At 71.4% G+C, this 15,056-nt stretch carries 12 protein-coding genes and 1 CRISPR repeat array; of the genes, 9 read left to right on the top strand and 3 right to left on the bottom strand.

Going from position 1 to position 15,056, the window contains the following annotated elements:
* The first annotated feature begins 101 nt into the window (after positions 1-101).
* Entirely contained in the window at positions 102-662 is a 561-nt protein-coding gene (locus CR470_RS01395; RefSeq protein WP_143663739.1) for a hypothetical protein, read from the top strand.
* On the opposite strand, the gene CR470_RS39240 is transcribed toward CR470_RS01395, so the two are convergent.
* The 3 genes from CR470_RS39240 to CR470_RS01385 form a co-directional block, all read right to left on the bottom strand.
* Positions 628-774: a hypothetical protein gene (locus tag CR470_RS39240; RefSeq protein WP_179892084.1), complete on the bottom strand. Its 147-nt coding sequence runs from the start codon at positions 772-774 to the stop codon at positions 628-630. The two genes, CR470_RS01395 and CR470_RS39240, sit on opposite strands and share 35 nt — an antisense overlap.
* Positions 771-1,277, bottom strand: coding sequence for a hypothetical protein (locus CR470_RS39235; RefSeq protein ID WP_097865737.1), 507 nt, complete (start codon positions 1,275-1,277; stop codon positions 771-773). The genes CR470_RS39240 and CR470_RS39235 overlap by 4 nt, the downstream gene beginning before the upstream one ends.
* Before the next feature lie 78 nt (positions 1,278-1,355).
* On the bottom strand, positions 1,356-1,832 hold the full coding sequence (locus CR470_RS01385; RefSeq protein WP_097865736.1) for a hypothetical protein: 477 nt from the start codon (positions 1,830-1,832) through the stop codon (positions 1,356-1,358).
* A 244-nt stretch (positions 1,833-2,076) separates the two neighbouring features.
* On the opposite strand from CR470_RS01385, the gene CR470_RS01380 reads away from it, so the two are divergent.
* The 8 genes from CR470_RS01380 to cas6e all read left to right on the top strand — a co-directional run bounded on the left by CR470_RS01380 (position 2,077) and on the right by cas6e (position 15,054).
* The gene (locus CR470_RS01380) at positions 2,077-2,400 is read left to right on the top strand and encodes a helix-turn-helix domain-containing protein (protein WP_097865735.1); all 324 of its coding nucleotides are present in this window, start codon (positions 2,077-2,079) and stop codon (positions 2,398-2,400) included.
* 619 nt (positions 2,401-3,019) lie between these two features.
* Positions 3,020-5,550: a CRISPR direct-repeat array (repeat unit 29 nt; unit sequence GGGACCATCCCCGCGGGCGCGGGGAGCAG).
* A 297-nt stretch (positions 5,551-5,847) separates the two neighbouring features.
* Entirely contained in the window at positions 5,848-6,210 is a 363-nt protein-coding gene (locus tag CR470_RS40185) for a hypothetical protein (protein ID WP_097865734.1), read from the top strand.
* Between the two features lie 957 nt (positions 6,211-7,167).
* Positions 7,168-9,972 carry a CRISPR-associated helicase Cas3' gene (cas3, locus tag CR470_RS01370; RefSeq protein WP_257138322.1) on the top strand — a complete coding sequence of 935 codons (2,805 nt, stop codon included), beginning with the start codon at positions 7,168-7,170 and terminating at the stop codon, positions 9,970-9,972.
* Positions 9,965-11,665: a type I-E CRISPR-associated protein Cse1/CasA gene (casA, locus tag CR470_RS01365; protein WP_097865732.1), complete on the top strand. Its 1,701-nt coding sequence runs from the start codon at positions 9,965-9,967 to the stop codon at positions 11,663-11,665. The genes cas3 and casA overlap by 8 nt, the downstream gene beginning before the upstream one ends.
* On the top strand, positions 11,662-12,354 hold the full coding sequence (casB, locus tag CR470_RS01360; RefSeq protein WP_097865731.1) for a type I-E CRISPR-associated protein Cse2/CasB: 693 nt from the start codon (positions 11,662-11,664) through the stop codon (positions 12,352-12,354). The genes casA and casB overlap by 4 nt, the downstream gene beginning before the upstream one ends.
* Positions 12,351-13,553, top strand: a complete 1,203-nt coding sequence (gene cas7e / locus CR470_RS01355) for a type I-E CRISPR-associated protein Cas7/Cse4/CasC (RefSeq protein WP_097865730.1) — start codon at positions 12,351-12,353, stop codon at positions 13,551-13,553. The genes casB and cas7e overlap by 4 nt, the downstream gene beginning before the upstream one ends.
* Positions 13,550-14,287: a type I-E CRISPR-associated protein Cas5/CasD gene (gene cas5e / locus CR470_RS01350; RefSeq protein WP_097865729.1), complete on the top strand. Its 738-nt coding sequence runs from the start codon at positions 13,550-13,552 to the stop codon at positions 14,285-14,287. Before cas7e ends, cas5e begins: the two co-directional genes overlap by 4 nt.
* Positions 14,287-15,054, top strand: a complete 768-nt coding sequence (cas6e, locus tag CR470_RS01345; protein ID WP_097865728.1) for a type I-E CRISPR-associated protein Cas6/Cse3/CasE — start codon at positions 14,287-14,289, stop codon at positions 15,052-15,054. The genes cas5e and cas6e overlap by 1 nt, the downstream gene beginning before the upstream one ends.
* Positions 15,055-15,056 lie beyond the last annotated feature (2 nt).

Genomic DNA, 15,056 nt, shown 5'->3' with positions numbered 1-15,056 from the left:
ACTGACCTGACGCTTGCGTCGGGCGCCCGCCCCGGGAAGAGTTCCGTCCTGCGGACGTCGTTCGGGGCGGGGCGTGGGAGCAGGGGTGAGAGATGTGTGTGATGGACGCGGCGGTCAAAGAGGCTGCCGTTGCCCGGTTCCTCCGCGAGTATCCGCAGATGGAGCAGGCTGCAGGCGACCACCCCGCGCTGCTGGGCTGCGCTGACGTCGGTTGGTCGCAGATTCCCGGGTGCCCTGCCGGGGTCCCGGTCCTGCTCCGCGGTCTCCTGGATGAGGTAGCCGGCCCTGCGGCTCTGCCCGTGCTGGAGAACGTCCTGATGAACAGTGTCTTTCACGTGAGCGCCGTGATGCCGGCCGTCCTGCCCTTCCTGATTCGCCTGGCAGCCGTCCCTGACATCGCGGTGCGGTCCGGATTGGTCGACTTCCTGGTCGTCGCCGCGGATCTGTCTTCGTCCGTCGATGCCGACGATGAACTCCAGGTGCTGCTGTTCGGCAAGGACTCCGATCACCCGGAACGCGAGTGGTGCAGGGCCGCCTTCGCCGCACACGCTTCCGCCCTGCGCGCATTGCTGGAGGACGGGGCCCTTCGGGACGGACTGATCAGCGTGGATGACCGCGAGTGCCTGCTCAGGGCTGTGGAACCGCAGCGACGTCCTTCCTGACTGCCCGCAGCAAGCGGCGGGCGGCGTCGAAGCCGTGGCGCTCGGCCCACCGCTCGATGAGTTCCTGGCGCTCGGCGGCCGCCGGGTCCAGGGCCGGGGGATGTGTGTTCACCGTGTCCTCCGTCCCCGGTGGAAGCCCTGTCGGTGGGCCTGGTGGCGGGCGCCGCGCAGTCGGCGGCCCTCGCGGTGGTGGTGGTCGGCCAGTTCGGCCAGGGCCTCGCGGGCGGCGGCGGCGGCCGTCGCCCCCTCGGGACCTGCGGCCTCGGCCAGTTCGTCCAGGGCGCGGCGCAGTTGCTCCAGGCGCCCGCCGTCGTCCGCCGACGGGGGCTGGGACGGGGGCAGGTAGGTGCAGTGGGTGCGCAGCCAGGCGTGGGTGACGGTGCGGGCGGTGGAGGGGGAGGGCCACTCCATGCCCTCGTCGTCCACGCGTACGCGGACGACCTCGACGCCGACCGCTGTGGCCGGGTCGGTGGACGCCTCGGGCGGGTCGTACCGGTTCGTACGCAGGAGGGAACGGCTCTCGCACTCACGCCAGATCTGGTGCAGGCCGACCGGCACGACGGTGTCGATGCCGGGCAGGCCGTCCTGACCGTCCGGCTGGTAGTTGTTGCTCACGAGTGGGTGCCCTCCTCTGGTTGTCGCGGACGATTCAGCCCCCGGCCGACCGGTTCCTCTGTTCCCGCTTCTGCTGTCTCATCCCTCGGCGGTGGTGTGCGAGATGCCGCCATCGCTCGCGTCGCCGGTGCGCTGCTCCACGAACTCAGCGTGCTCGGCGCAGCTGTAGCGCAGGCGGAGCCAGCGAGGGAGGTGGTCGGGGTGGTCGGCGAAGCGCTGAGCGATCTCCACGAGCCGGTTCCACTCGGTCGGCAGACTCTGGCGAAGGGTCTGCACGAGCCCCACCCGGTCGATGTTCCCCTCGGTGAGCTCGACCTCCCAGGAGACCAGGGCGTTGTCGAGATCGCGGCAGTCGGCGTCGATGGTCCGGGCGAGCTGCTCGGCGACCCAGCGGGCCTCGGTTCCCTCCGGCTGCGCCCGGGCGATCTCGCCGAGGCGCGCGGCGAGGAAGTCCTGCAGCGGCCCGACGTCGGCGGGACGGAGGTCGTCGGCGAACTCCAGGATCGCTGCCGGGGCGAGGAAGGCAGCGCGGCCGGGGGTGACGTAACGGGTCATCGGGTTCCTTCCGAGGAGGTGTTCGCCGACGCCGCTTCGGCCGAGGCGGCAAGCAGTTCGGCGTACTGACGGTTGGTGGTAACGCTGCTGCGGGCTCGTTCGGCGCTGTTGCGGTGCTCGTCGCCAAGTTCCGGCTCGGCGCCGGTCAGCTCCTCGTACAGGGCGGCGATCTCCTCGTTGAGCGCGGCCAGCCGGTGCAGCGCTCCTGCCCGTGCCCCCGGGCGGGCACCAGCGTCGTTGAGCGGTGACAGCTAACGATTCGTTCGGCCGTCTCGATGACGACGACTACCCCGCCTACACCATGGGCCGGGCCGCCGAGATGCTCGGCACCACCCACGGCTTCCTCCGGGCGATCGGCGAAGCCCGCCTCATCACCCCCCTGCGCTCCGAGGGCGGCCACCGCCGCTACTCCCGCTACCAGCTGCGCATCGCCGCCCGCGCCCGTGAGCTCGTCGACCAGGGCACCCCCATCGAGGCCGCCTGCCGCATCGTCATCCTCGAGGACCAGCTCGAAGAAGCCCAGCGCATCAACGCGGAACACCACCGCACGACCGGCCGGCCAGCCTGACGGCTCGCGCCTGGTCCTGCTCGATGTCGCCGCTGACGAAGAAGCTGGCCGTGATCCGGCCGGAGTACATCGGCGTTGCTTTCGGCCCTGCCCGACTGCAGAGCCTTGTTCGACGGGACCGCCGGAGTGAACCCGGCACACGGGGCGGTGCGCCGCCCGGGCCGGAGACCCCGACCCGGTGAAAGGTCTGGTTTCAATGGCGCTTTGATCCGGCGCAGCTTGGCGCCGCAAGGGGGAGTTCCCGGGCTTCCGCCGTCACGCCGCCCGCCCGGGAGCTCCACCCACCTCCCCCGGCCGGACACCCCGGCACTTCGCGTAAGCGCACGGGCGCGTACGGGCGACGTGCTCGCTGAGGCGAACGGCGGATCGAAACCGACGGCTCACGCCGCTTCGTGGCCCAGATGCCGGGGTCACAGTCGTGAACTGGTGGTGCGGGGCAGGATGCCGGTCAGGCAGCACCAGGCGGTGTGATCACGACGTTGATCCGCGCTTCAGGCGTCGTGCGGTGAGGTAGCCGCCTGCCACGGCGGCTCCGGGCCCTCGGGTGGTCGCGGGGACCCGGCGGCTCACCTCCGCTCGCACGGAGAGCACACGCACACGGTGAAGCCCAGTTCACGAACCGCCGGTCCCCGCGGGCGCGGGGAGCAGGTCCACGTACGCCTTTCCGTACGGCTCGTCGAGGGACCATCCCCGCGGGCGCGGGGAGCAGTGAGGTCCCGGCGGGGCTTTGGCGTGGGCTCAGGGACCATCCCCGCGGGCGCGGGGAGCAGCGTGCGACCGGCCCGGCTGCTCGTGCGGCGGCGGGACCATCCCCGCGGGCGCGGGGAGCAGTGGAGCTTGACGTAGGCGCGGAGGGTGAGGTCGGGACCATCCCCGCGGGCGCGGGGAGCAGGTACCGGCCTCGGAGTCGCGCACCCAGCCGTTGGGACCATCCCCGCGGGCGCGGGGAGCAGCGTCCGAGGCCGAGACGAAATACCAGGACGCGGGGACCATCCCCGCGGGCGCGGGGAGCAGGGCAGCAAGCCGCCCAACGTCGTCCCCCCGTACGGACCATCCCCGCGGGCGCGGGGAGCAGTACCTGGAGCGTGCCTTCAGCGAGGCTGAGCAGGGACCATCCCCGCGGGCGCGGGGAGCAGCTGCTGGCAGCCAACGCCGAGTACAGGCGTGCGGGACCATCCCCGCGGGCGCGGGGAGCAGATTTCCTGCTCCCGGCGGGGGGTAAGGCTGCGGGGACCATCCCCGCGGGCGCGGGGAGCAGGTACTGGGAGTCGACGCTGTCCGCACCGGCCCGGGACCATCCCCGCGGGCGCGGGGAGCAGCTGGAGGGCCTGTCGAACCTTGCCCCCGGAGACGGGACCATCCCCGCGGGCGCGGGGAGCAGCCGGTCCCCGCGTTGATGGCCCACCCGGGACGGGGACCATCCCCGCGGGCGCGGGGAGCAGGACCCGGCGGCGAGCTTCGCTGTGGTGATGGTGGGACCATCCCCGCGGGCGCGGGGAGCAGTCGTTGAGGCGCTGGGCGATCGTGCCGAACTGGGGACCATCCCCGCGGGCGCGGGGAGCAGTCCAGGATCCGCAGGACGGACGGCCCGCCAAGGGGACCATCCCCGCGGGCGCGGGGAGCAGATCGGCCACAGCTGCACGATCTCCCCGGCCCCGGGACCATCCCCGCGGGCGCGGGGAGCAGGTCTCACCGCACGGGCCGCCGCCTGGGTGCGCGGGACCATCCCCGCGGGCGCGGGGAGCAGCTTGCGGGCGTTCATCGGTTGGCCTCCCAGGCGGGACCATCCCCGCGGGCGCGGGGAGCAGAGCCCAGCGTCCTCGTCGTCCTGGTCGTCGTCGGGACCATCCCCGCGGGCGCGGGGAGCAGGAGATACGGGCGTCCTGGTCCGACAGCGCGTCGGGACCATCCCCGCGGGCGCGGGGAGCAGGTCCGATTCGGCGTTTGTGCAGGTCAGACCCCGGGACCATCCCCGCGGGCGCGGGGAGCAGGGGCTACTACAGCCTGGACCAGGTGGCTCACCGGGACCATCCCCGCGGGCGCGGGGAGCAGGAAAGTGGTCCGCCCCGATCCTGCCGCTCGTCGGGACCATCCCCGCGGGCGCGGGGAGCAGTTCTCGGCGGCCCGCTTCTGCTGCGACGCCTGGGGACCATCCCCGCGGGCGCGGGGAGCAGACGATCGCGAACCCTCGCCGTGACCGGCAGATGGGACCATCCCCGCGGGCGCGGGGAGCAGGAGTGGAACCGTCCTGACGACAGCCTCCACTGGGGACCATCCCCGCGGGCGCGGGGAGCAGGGAGGCGTGCGCGAGTTGGAGACGCATGGCCAGGGACCATCCCCGCGGGCGCGGGGAGCAGTCTCACGTTCCCTCACGTTTCGTGGCGTTGCCGGGACCATCCCCGCGGGCGCGGGGAGCAGAGCCTCATCGCCGAGTACGCCGACGACATCGCGGGACCATCCCCGCGGGCGCGGGGAGCAGACACCGCAGCCCAGCAGCTCGCCGCCTCCGCCGGGACCATCCCCGCGGGCGCGGGGAGCAGACTTCGCCTCCCAGCGCCCGGATGCCGAGTCTGGGACCATCCCCGCGGGCGCGGGGAGCAGGCCCCGCAGTATCACGCGTGCCCGTCACCGCGGGGACCATCCCCGCGGGCGCGGGGAGCAGATCTCGCAGGGGGAGCACGAGAAGTACGCCCGGGGACCATCCCCGCGGGCGCGGGGAGCAGCCCGCGCCGCCGCCCTGCGGGCCCATGGTCTGGGGACCATCCCCGCGGGCGCGGGGAGCAGCGCCCGCGCCCGACGCCACGGAGGCCGACCGCGGGACCATCCCCGCGGGCGCGGGGAGCAGCCGCCGGAAGGCGGACATGAAGCGCCGCGGGATGGACCATCCCCGCGGGCGCGGGGAGCAGCACACGTCGGCGCGGGCCGCCAGCTCCACCCTGGGACCATCCCCGCGGGCGCGGGGAGCAGGAGCTTCCGGTCCAGCGGCAGGCCGGGGTGGAGGGACCATCCCCGCGGGCGCGGGGAGCAGGGCTCCCACCCATGCGACGCGGCCATCACCCAGGGACCATCCCCGCGGGCGCGGGGAGCAGAGGTCTCCTCGCTGCTCGGCTGCCTGAACCCAGGGACCATCCCCGCGGGCGCGGGGAGCAGACTTCCTGACCTGCAGCGTTACAGCGGGAAAGCGTGATTCTCGAGCACTTTCACCGAATCCGACATATCGACCATCAGCTTTCTCCTGCCGTGACTACAAGGCTCTCCCCAGCACCCGGCGAACAGTTCTGGTCCCGCCAGGTAATCGCGCCTCTACGATGGGTACCCGCGCCGATCCTGGGAGCACTCGTGCTGGATCACACCCCGGACTACCCGCCGAAGACTCCACCACCGCCGAAGCGACCTGTACAGCCGCCGCGTCCTGAAACGAGCCTGGAAGGAACGGCGCGGGCTCGGATGCTGGTACGGAACCGGCGGTCGGCGAACTGGTCGCTCGAGGCAGCTGCCTGGTCGCCGAAGAAGGCCTGCACCAATGTCGTGCGCCAGCTGCACGATTGGGGATACCGAGAGGCCGACCAAGCTGCGGAGGATCTGACGGAGGCGTTGGTGCGGGCCGCGGTCGCCGATGGCGGCCGGCGGGTGTCCCTGCACCTCGCGGACCAGAACCGGCAGGCGCTGATCGTCGCCCTGTCCCACCGGCCAGGTCTCGCGGTCGCGGACACCGCCGTCCTGGCGGAACTGACCAGCCTGGGCGCGATCTCGTGCGGAACGGACACCGCAGAAGACGGCCGCAGAATGTGGGCCGTACTCGACCTGTAGAACGCGGGAATCCATCAGGCTCTACTCCCTAGTGCGGTCCGTGAGCGGGCCTGCGCGACGCAGGCCGAGGGCACGCGGGGGCAGGGCGTTTCGTACTCGGGCTGGGTCGGGTGGGCCCATCCCTGCACGCGCGGGGAGCAAGGACCAGGCCGAAGGCAGGTAAACCCGGCGGGAGGACCATCCCGCACGCGCCGGGAGCAGTCGGTCCGTACAACCATCCGGGATTGCAGACGGGCCATCCCCGCGGGCGCGGGGAGCAGCTGTCCGGCACCGGCGACGCCGGCCGCGTGCAGGGACCATCCCCGGGCGCGGGGAGCAGAGCTTGGGAAGAACCTCGGTGGAGGCGGTGGTGGGACCATCCCTGCGGGCGCGGGGAGCAGAAGCACCGGCATTTCTTCGGAGATCTCCAGCAGGGATCATCCCCGCGGGTGCGGGGAGCAGTCGCCGCAGGAAGTGGCTCAGTACCTGGCGAAGGGACCATCCCCGCGGGCGCGGGGAGCAGACGACGCAGGTCAGAAATTTCTGACCCCCGGCGGGACCATCCCCGCGGGTGCGGGGAGCAGCTGGTCATCTTGTCGATGTTCGGCGGGGTCGACGGACCATCCCCGCAGCCTTCCTGACCTGCAGCGTTACAGCGGGAGGGTCGAGATCTCACACACTTTCATCGATTCCGACATATTGGTCATTTCGCCATCTTCCTGTTGCCTGTTGTGCTGGGTCGCGGATTACGTCGGGCGGATTTTACGGCGAGTTGTCGGTCGACGTGATGTTGTCGATCGAAAAGCATCAGATTTTCTGATCAGGGCGTGTTGTTCAGTTGCTTGCCTGTATTCATCTGACATGGCTGATGAGGGTGGGGCCTGTTCGGGCCTTGGGGGGCGGCTCCAGGGTGCTGTTCGGCGAGTGTGGGCGAAGCACGACCGGGATACGGAGGGTTGGCTGCCGTTGTGGCGGCACATGGAGGACAGCGCCGCTGTGGCGGCGCTGTTGTGGGACGAGTGGCTCCCTGAGCAGGTTCGGGATGTGATCGCGGGGCCGTTGCCCGGCGGGGTGGAGGATGCCCGGCAGCTGGTGGTGTGGCTGGCTGGGGTGCATGACATCGGGAAGGCGACGCCGGCTTTCGCGTGTCAGGTCGATCAGCTCGCCGACCGGATGCGGAATGCAGGTCTGGATATGCGGACGCAGGGGCAGTTCGGGCCGGACCGGAAGGTCGCTCCGCATGGTCTGGCCGGGCAGTTGCTGCTGGAGGAGTGGCTGGAGGAGCGGCACGGCTGGTCCGGGAGGCAGTCGGGGCAGTTCGCGGTCGTGGTGGGTGGTCACCATGGTGTGCCGCCGGAGCACGGGCAGATCAAGGCGCTGTACGACCGGCCGCATCTGCTGCGTACGCCGGGCCCCAGCCAGACGGTCTGGCGGCGGGTCCAGGACGAGCTCCTCGACGGGTGCGCGGACGTGTTCGGTGTCCGGGAGCGGCTCGGTGTGTGGCGTTCGGTGCGGCTGCCGCAGCCGGTGCAGGTGCTGCTGAGCGCGGTCGTGATCGTTTCGGACTGGATCGCGAGTAACCCGGAGCTGTTTCCGTACTTTCCGCAGGAGACGCCGCGTTCCGGTGAGGAGCGAGTTGCGGCCGCCTGGCGCGGGCTGCGTCTGCCGCCGCGGTGGGAGCCGCGGCCTGCTGCGGTGGATGCGGGGGAGTTGTTCGCTGCCCGGTTCGATCTTCCTGCCGGGGCGGTGGTGCGGCCGGTGCAGGAGGTCGCGGTGCGGTTGGCGCATGCGGTGCAGAAGCCCGGGCTGATGGTGATCGAGGCGCCGATGGGGGAGGGGAAGACCGAGGCCGCGCTGGCGGTGGCGGAGATCTTCGCCGCGCGTACCGGAGCTGGCGGGGTCCTTTTCGCGCTGCCGACGATGGCGACGGGCAACGCCATGTTCCCGCGGCTGCTTGACTGGCTGGAGCGGCTGCCGGTCCGGGGCGGGACCCCGTTGTCGGTGCTGCTGGCGCATTCGAAGGCCGCGCTGAACGACGACTTCGCCGAGTTGATGCACAACAGCCGTCAGCCGATCGTGGCGGTGGATGTCGACGAGGACGTTCCGCGGTGGCGTCCCTCGGATGTGGGTCGGACGGCGCCGGCCGTGTTGGTGGCGCACGCGTGGCTGCGCGGGCGGAAGAAGGCGCTGTTGTCCTCGTTCGTGGCGGGCACGGTGGACCAGTTGCTGTTCGCCGGGCTCAAGAGCCGTCACCTGGCGCTGCGTCATCTTGCGGTGGCGGGCAAGGTCGTCGTGATCGATGAGGCGCACGCGTACGACACGTATATGAGTGTCTATCTGGACCGGGTGCTGGAGTGGCTGGGCGCGTACGGGGTTCCGGTGGTGGTGCTGTCGGCGACCCTGCCGGCCCGTCGGCGCCGTGAGCTGGCGGTCGCCTACGCGGGTGCCGGTCCGGAGGCGGAGGGTTTCGGCGAGGTGGAGGATGCCTCGGGCTACCCGCTGGTGACCTGCGTGGCGCCCGGCCTGGCTCCGGTCGTCGAGGATCCGGCGGTGTCGGGGCGGGGTGGCCAGGTGCTGCTGGAGCCGTTGGAGGATGGGCTGGACGTGCTCGTGGAGCGGCTCGGTGCGGAACTCGTCGACGGCGGATGTGTGCTGGTCGTCCGCAACACGGTGCAGCGGGTCCTGGATACGGCGAAGGCGCTGCGCGAGCGGTTCGGCGAGGAACTGGTGACGGTCGCGCATTCCCGGTTCGTCGATGTGGACCGTGCGATGAAGGATGCCGGTCTGCTTGACCGGTTCGGACCTCCCGGCAGGTCGGGGGCCGGGCGGCCGGTGGGGCCGCACATCGTGGTGGCGAGCCAGGTGGCCGAGCAGTCCCTGGACGTGGATTTCGATCTCCTGGTCAGCGATCTGTGTCCTGTTGACCTGCTGCTGCAGCGGGTGGGGCGCCTGCACCGCCATCAGCGGGGCGATGGTCAGGCACACCGGCCGGCGGGGATGCGGGTGGCGCGGTGTCTGGTGACAGGGGTGGACTGGTCCGGTCCGGTTCCGGCTGCGGTGCGGGGTTCCGTCGCGGTGTACGGCCGGTACAGCCTGCTTCGGTCGCTGGCCGTGCTCCGCCCGCATTTGGAGAAGGGCGGCCGTGCGGTGTGCCTGCCGCAGGACATCAGCGTGCTGGTGCAGGCGGCGTACGCGCAGCAGGCATACGTACCCGGCGGGTGGGAGGAGGAGTGGGAGCGGGCTCTGGTGCGGCACGAGAAGCACCGGGCGGACCAGGCGGAGCGGGCCGGCCGGTTCCGGCTCGATGCGGCGGGGCGGGCGGGGCGGCCGCTGATCGGCTGGGTGTCCGGGGGTGCCGGGGATGCGGACGATACGCGGGCCGGCCGAGCTCAGGTCCGTGACAGCCAGGAGACGCTGGAAGTCGTCGTCGTGCAGCGGCTGGCGGATGGGCGGCTGGTCACGTTGCCGTGGCTGGCCGAGGACGGCCGCGGGCGGGTGCGCGGCGGCCTGGATCTGCCGGTGGACCGGTGTCCGTCTCCTGCGGCGGCGCGGGCTGCGGCGAGCAGTGGTCTTCGGCTCCCGGTGCAGTTTTCGGCGCCCGAGGTGATGGACCGGGCGATCGGCGAGCTGGAGGAGTTCTTCGTGCCGGCGTGGCAGGCGAAGGACAGTCCTTGGCTGGCCGGGCAGCTGATTCTCGTTCTGGACGCCGATTGTCAGACCCAACTGGCAGGCTTTGCCCTCCGATACAGCGAAAGTGATGGACTTGAGGTGACCCGTGGCTGAATCACCGCCGGGACAGTTGGCCGGCAGCGGCCCGTTATCGTTCGATCTGACCGGCCGTCCGTGGATCGGGGTCCTGCGCTGCGACGGTGTGCAGGAGGAGATGTCGCTGCGCACGGTGTTCGCCGAGGCGGGGCGGGTGCGGCGGCTGGTGGGGGATCTGCCCACGCAGGAGTTTGCTCTGCTGCGGTTACTTCTCGCGGTCGCGCACGACGCCCTGGACGGACCCCGCGACATCGATCACTGGGCGGATCTGTGGGACGACGAAGGGTGCTTCGCCCCTGTTGACGCCTACCTGGCCGAGCACCGGGGCCGGCTGGACCTGCTGGACGCCCAGGCCCCGTTCTTCCAGGTCTCCGGTCTGCAGACAGGTAAGGGCGAGGTGGCTTCCCTCAACCGAATCGTCGCGGATGTTCCGAACGGGGACCCGTTCTTCACCTCGCGGATGCCCGGGGTGGAGCGTCTCGGATTCGCCGAAGCCGCCCGGTGGGTCGTGCATGCTCACGCGTTCGACACCTCCGGCATCAAGAGCGGGGTCGAAGGCGACGCCCGGGTCAAGGGCGCCAAGGTCTACCCGCTCGGTGTGGGCTGGGCCGGCGCCCTGGGCGGTGTGTTCGCCGAGGGGAGCACGCTGCGCGAGACGCTGCTGCTGAACCTGGTCGCCGCGGACACGGGCGGGATCCGTTTCGATTCCGGTGACCGTCCCGCGTGGCGGCGGAACCCCGACGGGCCCGGTGTGCTGGACGGGCGGCAGCCGAGCGGAGTGCGCGACCTGTACACGTGGCCGACGCGCCGGCTGCGGCTGCACTTCGACGAGAGCGGGGTTCACGGCGTCGTCCTCGGCTACGGGGACCCGCTGGGCGCCCACAACATGCACACCCGCGAGCCGATGACTGCCTGGCGGCGGAGCCCGGCGCAGGAGAAGAAGCGCGGCGAGCCGGTGGTGTATCTGCCCCGGGACCACGATCCTTCGCGGGCCGCGTGGCGTGGGCTCGCCTCGCTGATCACCGGGCGCACCGAATCCTCGCAGGGAGCGGAGGCGGCGCCGTTCCTGAGGCCTGGGGTCCTGGAGTGGGTGTCGCGGCTGGCCACCGAGGGTGTGCTGGAGCGCAGTTTCCTGATCCGCGCGCGGGTGATCGGCGCGGTGTACGGGACGCAGCAGTCCGTGATCGACGAGATCGTCGACGACCGCCTGTCCATGGGCGTGGTGCTGCTCCACGAGCGGGACCGGGCGTACGGGACGCAGGCCATCGATGCGGTTTCCGACGCGGAGGGTGCGGTCACCGCTCTGGGTGACCTGGCCACTGATCTGGCCCGCGCGGCCGGCGCGGAGTCCGACGGGCCCCGTGGCACGGCCCGCGACCAGGGCTTCGGAGCCCTGGACGGCCCCTACCGTGCATGGCTGTCAGACCTTGCCGAAGCCCAGGACCCATACCTGGCACGGGAGGGGTGGAAGCGGGACGTCCGCCGCATCGTCGAGCAGCTGGGCCGCCAGCTCCTCGAGACGGCCGGGGAGGCCGCGTGGGCCGGGCGGACCGTGCCCGCCAAGCAGGGCACCCAGTGGCTCAACTCCGGCCTCGCCGACGCCTGGTTCCGAGCCCGCCTCACCAAGGTCCTCGGCACCCCCCAGGCCGCGACCCCGACGGCCGGCAAGACCGCGCCCTCCGACGACCTCCTTCCGAAGGTGACTGCATGACCACCGCTATCCCGCTGACCGCCCGGCAACGGGTACGGGAAACCACCGACGCCCTGATCCGCCCTCTGCAGCGCGACCTGCTCGGGGACCGGCCACAGGCCGTCGCCGCCCTGGCCCGCCTGCGCCGTGGCGCGGGCAAGGACACCTCCCAGGTCCCGGACCTGTGGGGCCTGGTCGACATCGGCCCTCTCCACGACCGGCCCCAAGACGGCGGCCGGCCCCTCACCGAAGGCGAACTCGTCCACGCCGAGGACGCGGTGCACACCGCACTGACCCTGTGGGCCCTGCATCAGCAGTCCCGCGGACACGGCATGCACCAGAGCGGCCACCACCCCACCCACCACGGACTCGGAGCAGCAGTACGTCAGCTGATGCCGCCCGGCGAGATCGCCGAGCCTGTCCGTAAACGCCTGGTGAGGGCCGGTACCGCCCCCGACCTGCCGCACCTGGCTCAACGGCTGCGCGACATCGTGCTTCTGCTGCGCCAGCAGGACATCCCCCTGGACTACGGGCTCCTCGCGGCACAGCTGTACCAATGGCAGGCCCCCGGCGGCCGGGACACGGTCCGCCGAGCATGGGGCCGCTCCTTCCACGCCCACCGCACCGCGCAGAACACCTCCACGACCGGTATTCCGGCGCCCGCGGCTGCCCCGGACAACGACCTCACTGCTGACAAGGACGCCTCGTGACGACCCGTATCTACCTTGACGTGCACGCCCTGCAGACCGTGCCTCCCAGCAACCTGAACCGCGACGACACCGGGGCTCCGAAGTCCGCCGTCTACGGCGGGGTCCCCCGCGCCCGGGTCTCCAGCCAGGCGTGGAAGAGGGCCACGCGCGCCTACTTCAGCGACGAGCACCTGCTGGAGCCGAACGAGCTCGGCGTGCGGACGAAGAAGGTCGCCGAGGTCCTCGCCGAACGCATCAGCGCCCTCGACCCCGCCATCGAGCGGGCCGAGGCCCTGCAGACCGCGGCCGTGGTGATCGAGACCGCCACCGGTTCGAAGATCGAGGTCCCCAAGCGGAACGCGGACGCCGCGAAGGAAGGCGAGGAGCAGCCGGCCCCGCAGTCGAAGTACCTGATGTTCCTCAGCGCGCGCCAGCTCGACAGCCTGGCCGCACTCGCCGTCGAAGGCTCACCGGACATCAAGGGATACCTCAAGGACAAGGCGAACAAGGCCCGGGCCAAGGAGATCGCCGACACCCGGCACTCCGTCGACATCGCCCTGTTCGGACGGATGGTCGCCGACTCCGCCGACATCAACGTCGACGCCGCCGTCCAGGTCGCCCACGCGATCAGCGTCCACCGGGTCGAGAACGAGTCCGACTACTACACCGCCGTCGACGACCGGAACACGGACGCCGAGCCCGGCGCCGGAATGATCGGAACGGTCGACTTCAACTCCGCCACCCTCTACCGCTACGCCGCACTCGGCGTCCACCAGCTCACCGACAACCTCGGCCAAGGGCTGCGTGAGGACGAGCCCCTCACCACCCCGGTGCGCCGCGCCGTGGAGGCGTTCGTCCACGGCTTCGTCGCTTCCCTGCCCACCGGGAAGATCAACACGTTCGGGCACCACACGCTGCCCGACGCGGTCATCGTGAAACTCCGCACCACCCGCCCGGTCAGCTTCGTCGCCGCGTTCGAGGAACCCGTACGAGCAGACCACCGGAGCGGCCACGTCAAGGAGGCTTCCGCCCGCCTGGCCGAGTACATCCCCGACATCGAACGCGCTTACGGAGACGAGGAATCCACCCTCACCTGGGTCCTGCGTGTCGGCCCGAACACGGAAAAGCTCACCGGGATCGGTGAGGAGGCCACCAACCTGACCTCCCTCGTCTCCCACGTCGGCCAGGCCGTCGCCGACCACCTGGACAAGCCCGCATGAGCGTCCTCACCCTGCTGCTGGCCGGCCCCCTGCAATCCTGGGGGGCCTCCGCCCGTTTCACCCGGCGCACCACCGAAGCAGCCCCCACCAAAAGCGGGGTCCTCGGCATCCTCGCCGCAGCCCAGGGCATCCAGCGCGGCGACGACGACCGCGTCGCCGAACTCGCAGCCCTGCGCTTCGGCGTCCGGATCGACCAGCCCGGCACCCGCGTCCGCGACTTCCAGACCGCCCACCACCGCGTCACCGAGAAATCGATGCCGCTCTCCGAACGGTTCTACCTCGCCGACGCCGTCTTCACCGCAGCCGTCGAAGGCGACCACACCCTCCTGACCGCCCTCCACAACGCCCTGCGCAACCCCGTCTACCCGCCGTTCCTGGGACGCCGCTCCTGCCTGCCCGCCCGCCCGGTCGAGCTCGCTGTCCACGACAGCACCCTGCCCCACGCCCTGGGCGAAGAGCCCTGGCACGCCGCCGGCTGGTACCAGAAACTCCACCGCACCACCCTCACCGTCCCCCTCGTGATCCTCCGCGACGCCGACCCAGGCGACCACAACGGCGACACCCTGCGCGACCACCCCCTCAGCTACGCCTCCGAGCACCGCCGCCACGCCCTGCGGACCGTCGTCACCGAAACCGTCGACATCCCCAACCCGCGTGCCACCACCCGCCTGCCGGCCCGACGGCAGCCCGCACCGCACCACGACCCGTTCGGTCCGCTGGAGGACACCCTCTGATGCACCTGACCCGATTCCGCCTGAACACCGCACGCCCCGGCGCCCGCCGCCTGCTCGCCTCCCCCCAGTCCCTCCACGCAGCGGTCATGGCCTCCTACCCCCACCTCCTGCCCACCGACAACACAACCCAGGGCCCCCGCGTGCTCTGGCGCCTCGACCACAACGCGCGCGCCGAAGTGCTCCTCTACATCGTCAGCCCCGACCGCCCCGACCTCACCCATCTCGTCGAACAGGCCGGCTGGCCCGCCGCCCACAGTTCCGAAACCCCCGGCTGGCACACCCGCCCCTATGCCCCCTTCCTCGACCGCCTCGCCCAAGGCGACACCTTCGCCTTCCGCCTCACCGCCAACCCCGTCCACTACATCCGGCGCAAGGACGGCGAACCCACCAAAGCCACCGCCCACCTGACCCCCAGCCATCAGATGAACTGGCTCCTGAAACCCGAGAGGCAAGAACGCGCCGGCTTCCACATCAACGAGAAGCCCCACGACCAGCGCCTCCTCCCCGCCGGGCTCACCGACCAACACCACCCCCACCACGGCGACCGCTACACCCTCACGGTCCGCGACGAACGCACCCTCTCCTTCGCGAAGAGCCGCGACACCCGCCCAGCCAGCCCCAAGGTCAAGGTCGTCACCGTCACCTACGACGGCCACCTCACCGTGACCGACCCCCACGCACTGCGCCGCACCCTCACCCAGGGCATCGGCCGTGCCAAGGCCTACGGCTGCGGACTCTTGACCCTCGCCCCCGTACCCGCCGGCTGACA

It is taken from the genome of Streptomyces sp. rh34 (assembly GCF_002551245.1).
GTDB lineage: Bacteria > Actinomycetota > Actinomycetes > Streptomycetales > Streptomycetaceae > Streptomyces.
Note: the sequence above shows the minus strand (reverse complement) of the source record. Positions and strands in the feature narration are given on the sequence as shown.

Excerpts from the sequence above, each read along its gene's own strand:
- CR470_RS01395 (WP_143663739.1), top strand. The coding sequence starts at position 102 with ATGGACGCGGCGGTCAAAGAGGCTGCCGTTGCCCGGTTCCTCCGCGAG.
- CR470_RS01385 (WP_097865736.1), bottom strand. The coding sequence starts at position 1,832 with ATGACCCGTTACGTCACCCCCGGCCGCGCTGCCTTCCTCGCCCCGGCA.
- CR470_RS40185 (WP_097865734.1), top strand. The coding sequence starts at position 5,848 with ATGCTGGTACGGAACCGGCGGTCGGCGAACTGGTCGCTCGAGGCAGCT.
- cas3 (WP_257138322.1), top strand. The coding sequence starts at position 7,168 with ATGGAGGACAGCGCCGCTGTGGCGGCGCTGTTGTGGGACGAGTGGCTC.
- casB (WP_097865731.1), top strand. The coding sequence starts at position 11,662 with ATGACCACCGCTATCCCGCTGACCGCCCGGCAACGGGTACGGGAAACC.
- cas5e (WP_097865729.1), top strand. The coding sequence starts at position 13,550 with ATGAGCGTCCTCACCCTGCTGCTGGCCGGCCCCCTGCAATCCTGGGGG.
- cas6e (WP_097865728.1), top strand. The coding sequence starts at position 14,287 with ATGCACCTGACCCGATTCCGCCTGAACACCGCACGCCCCGGCGCCCGC.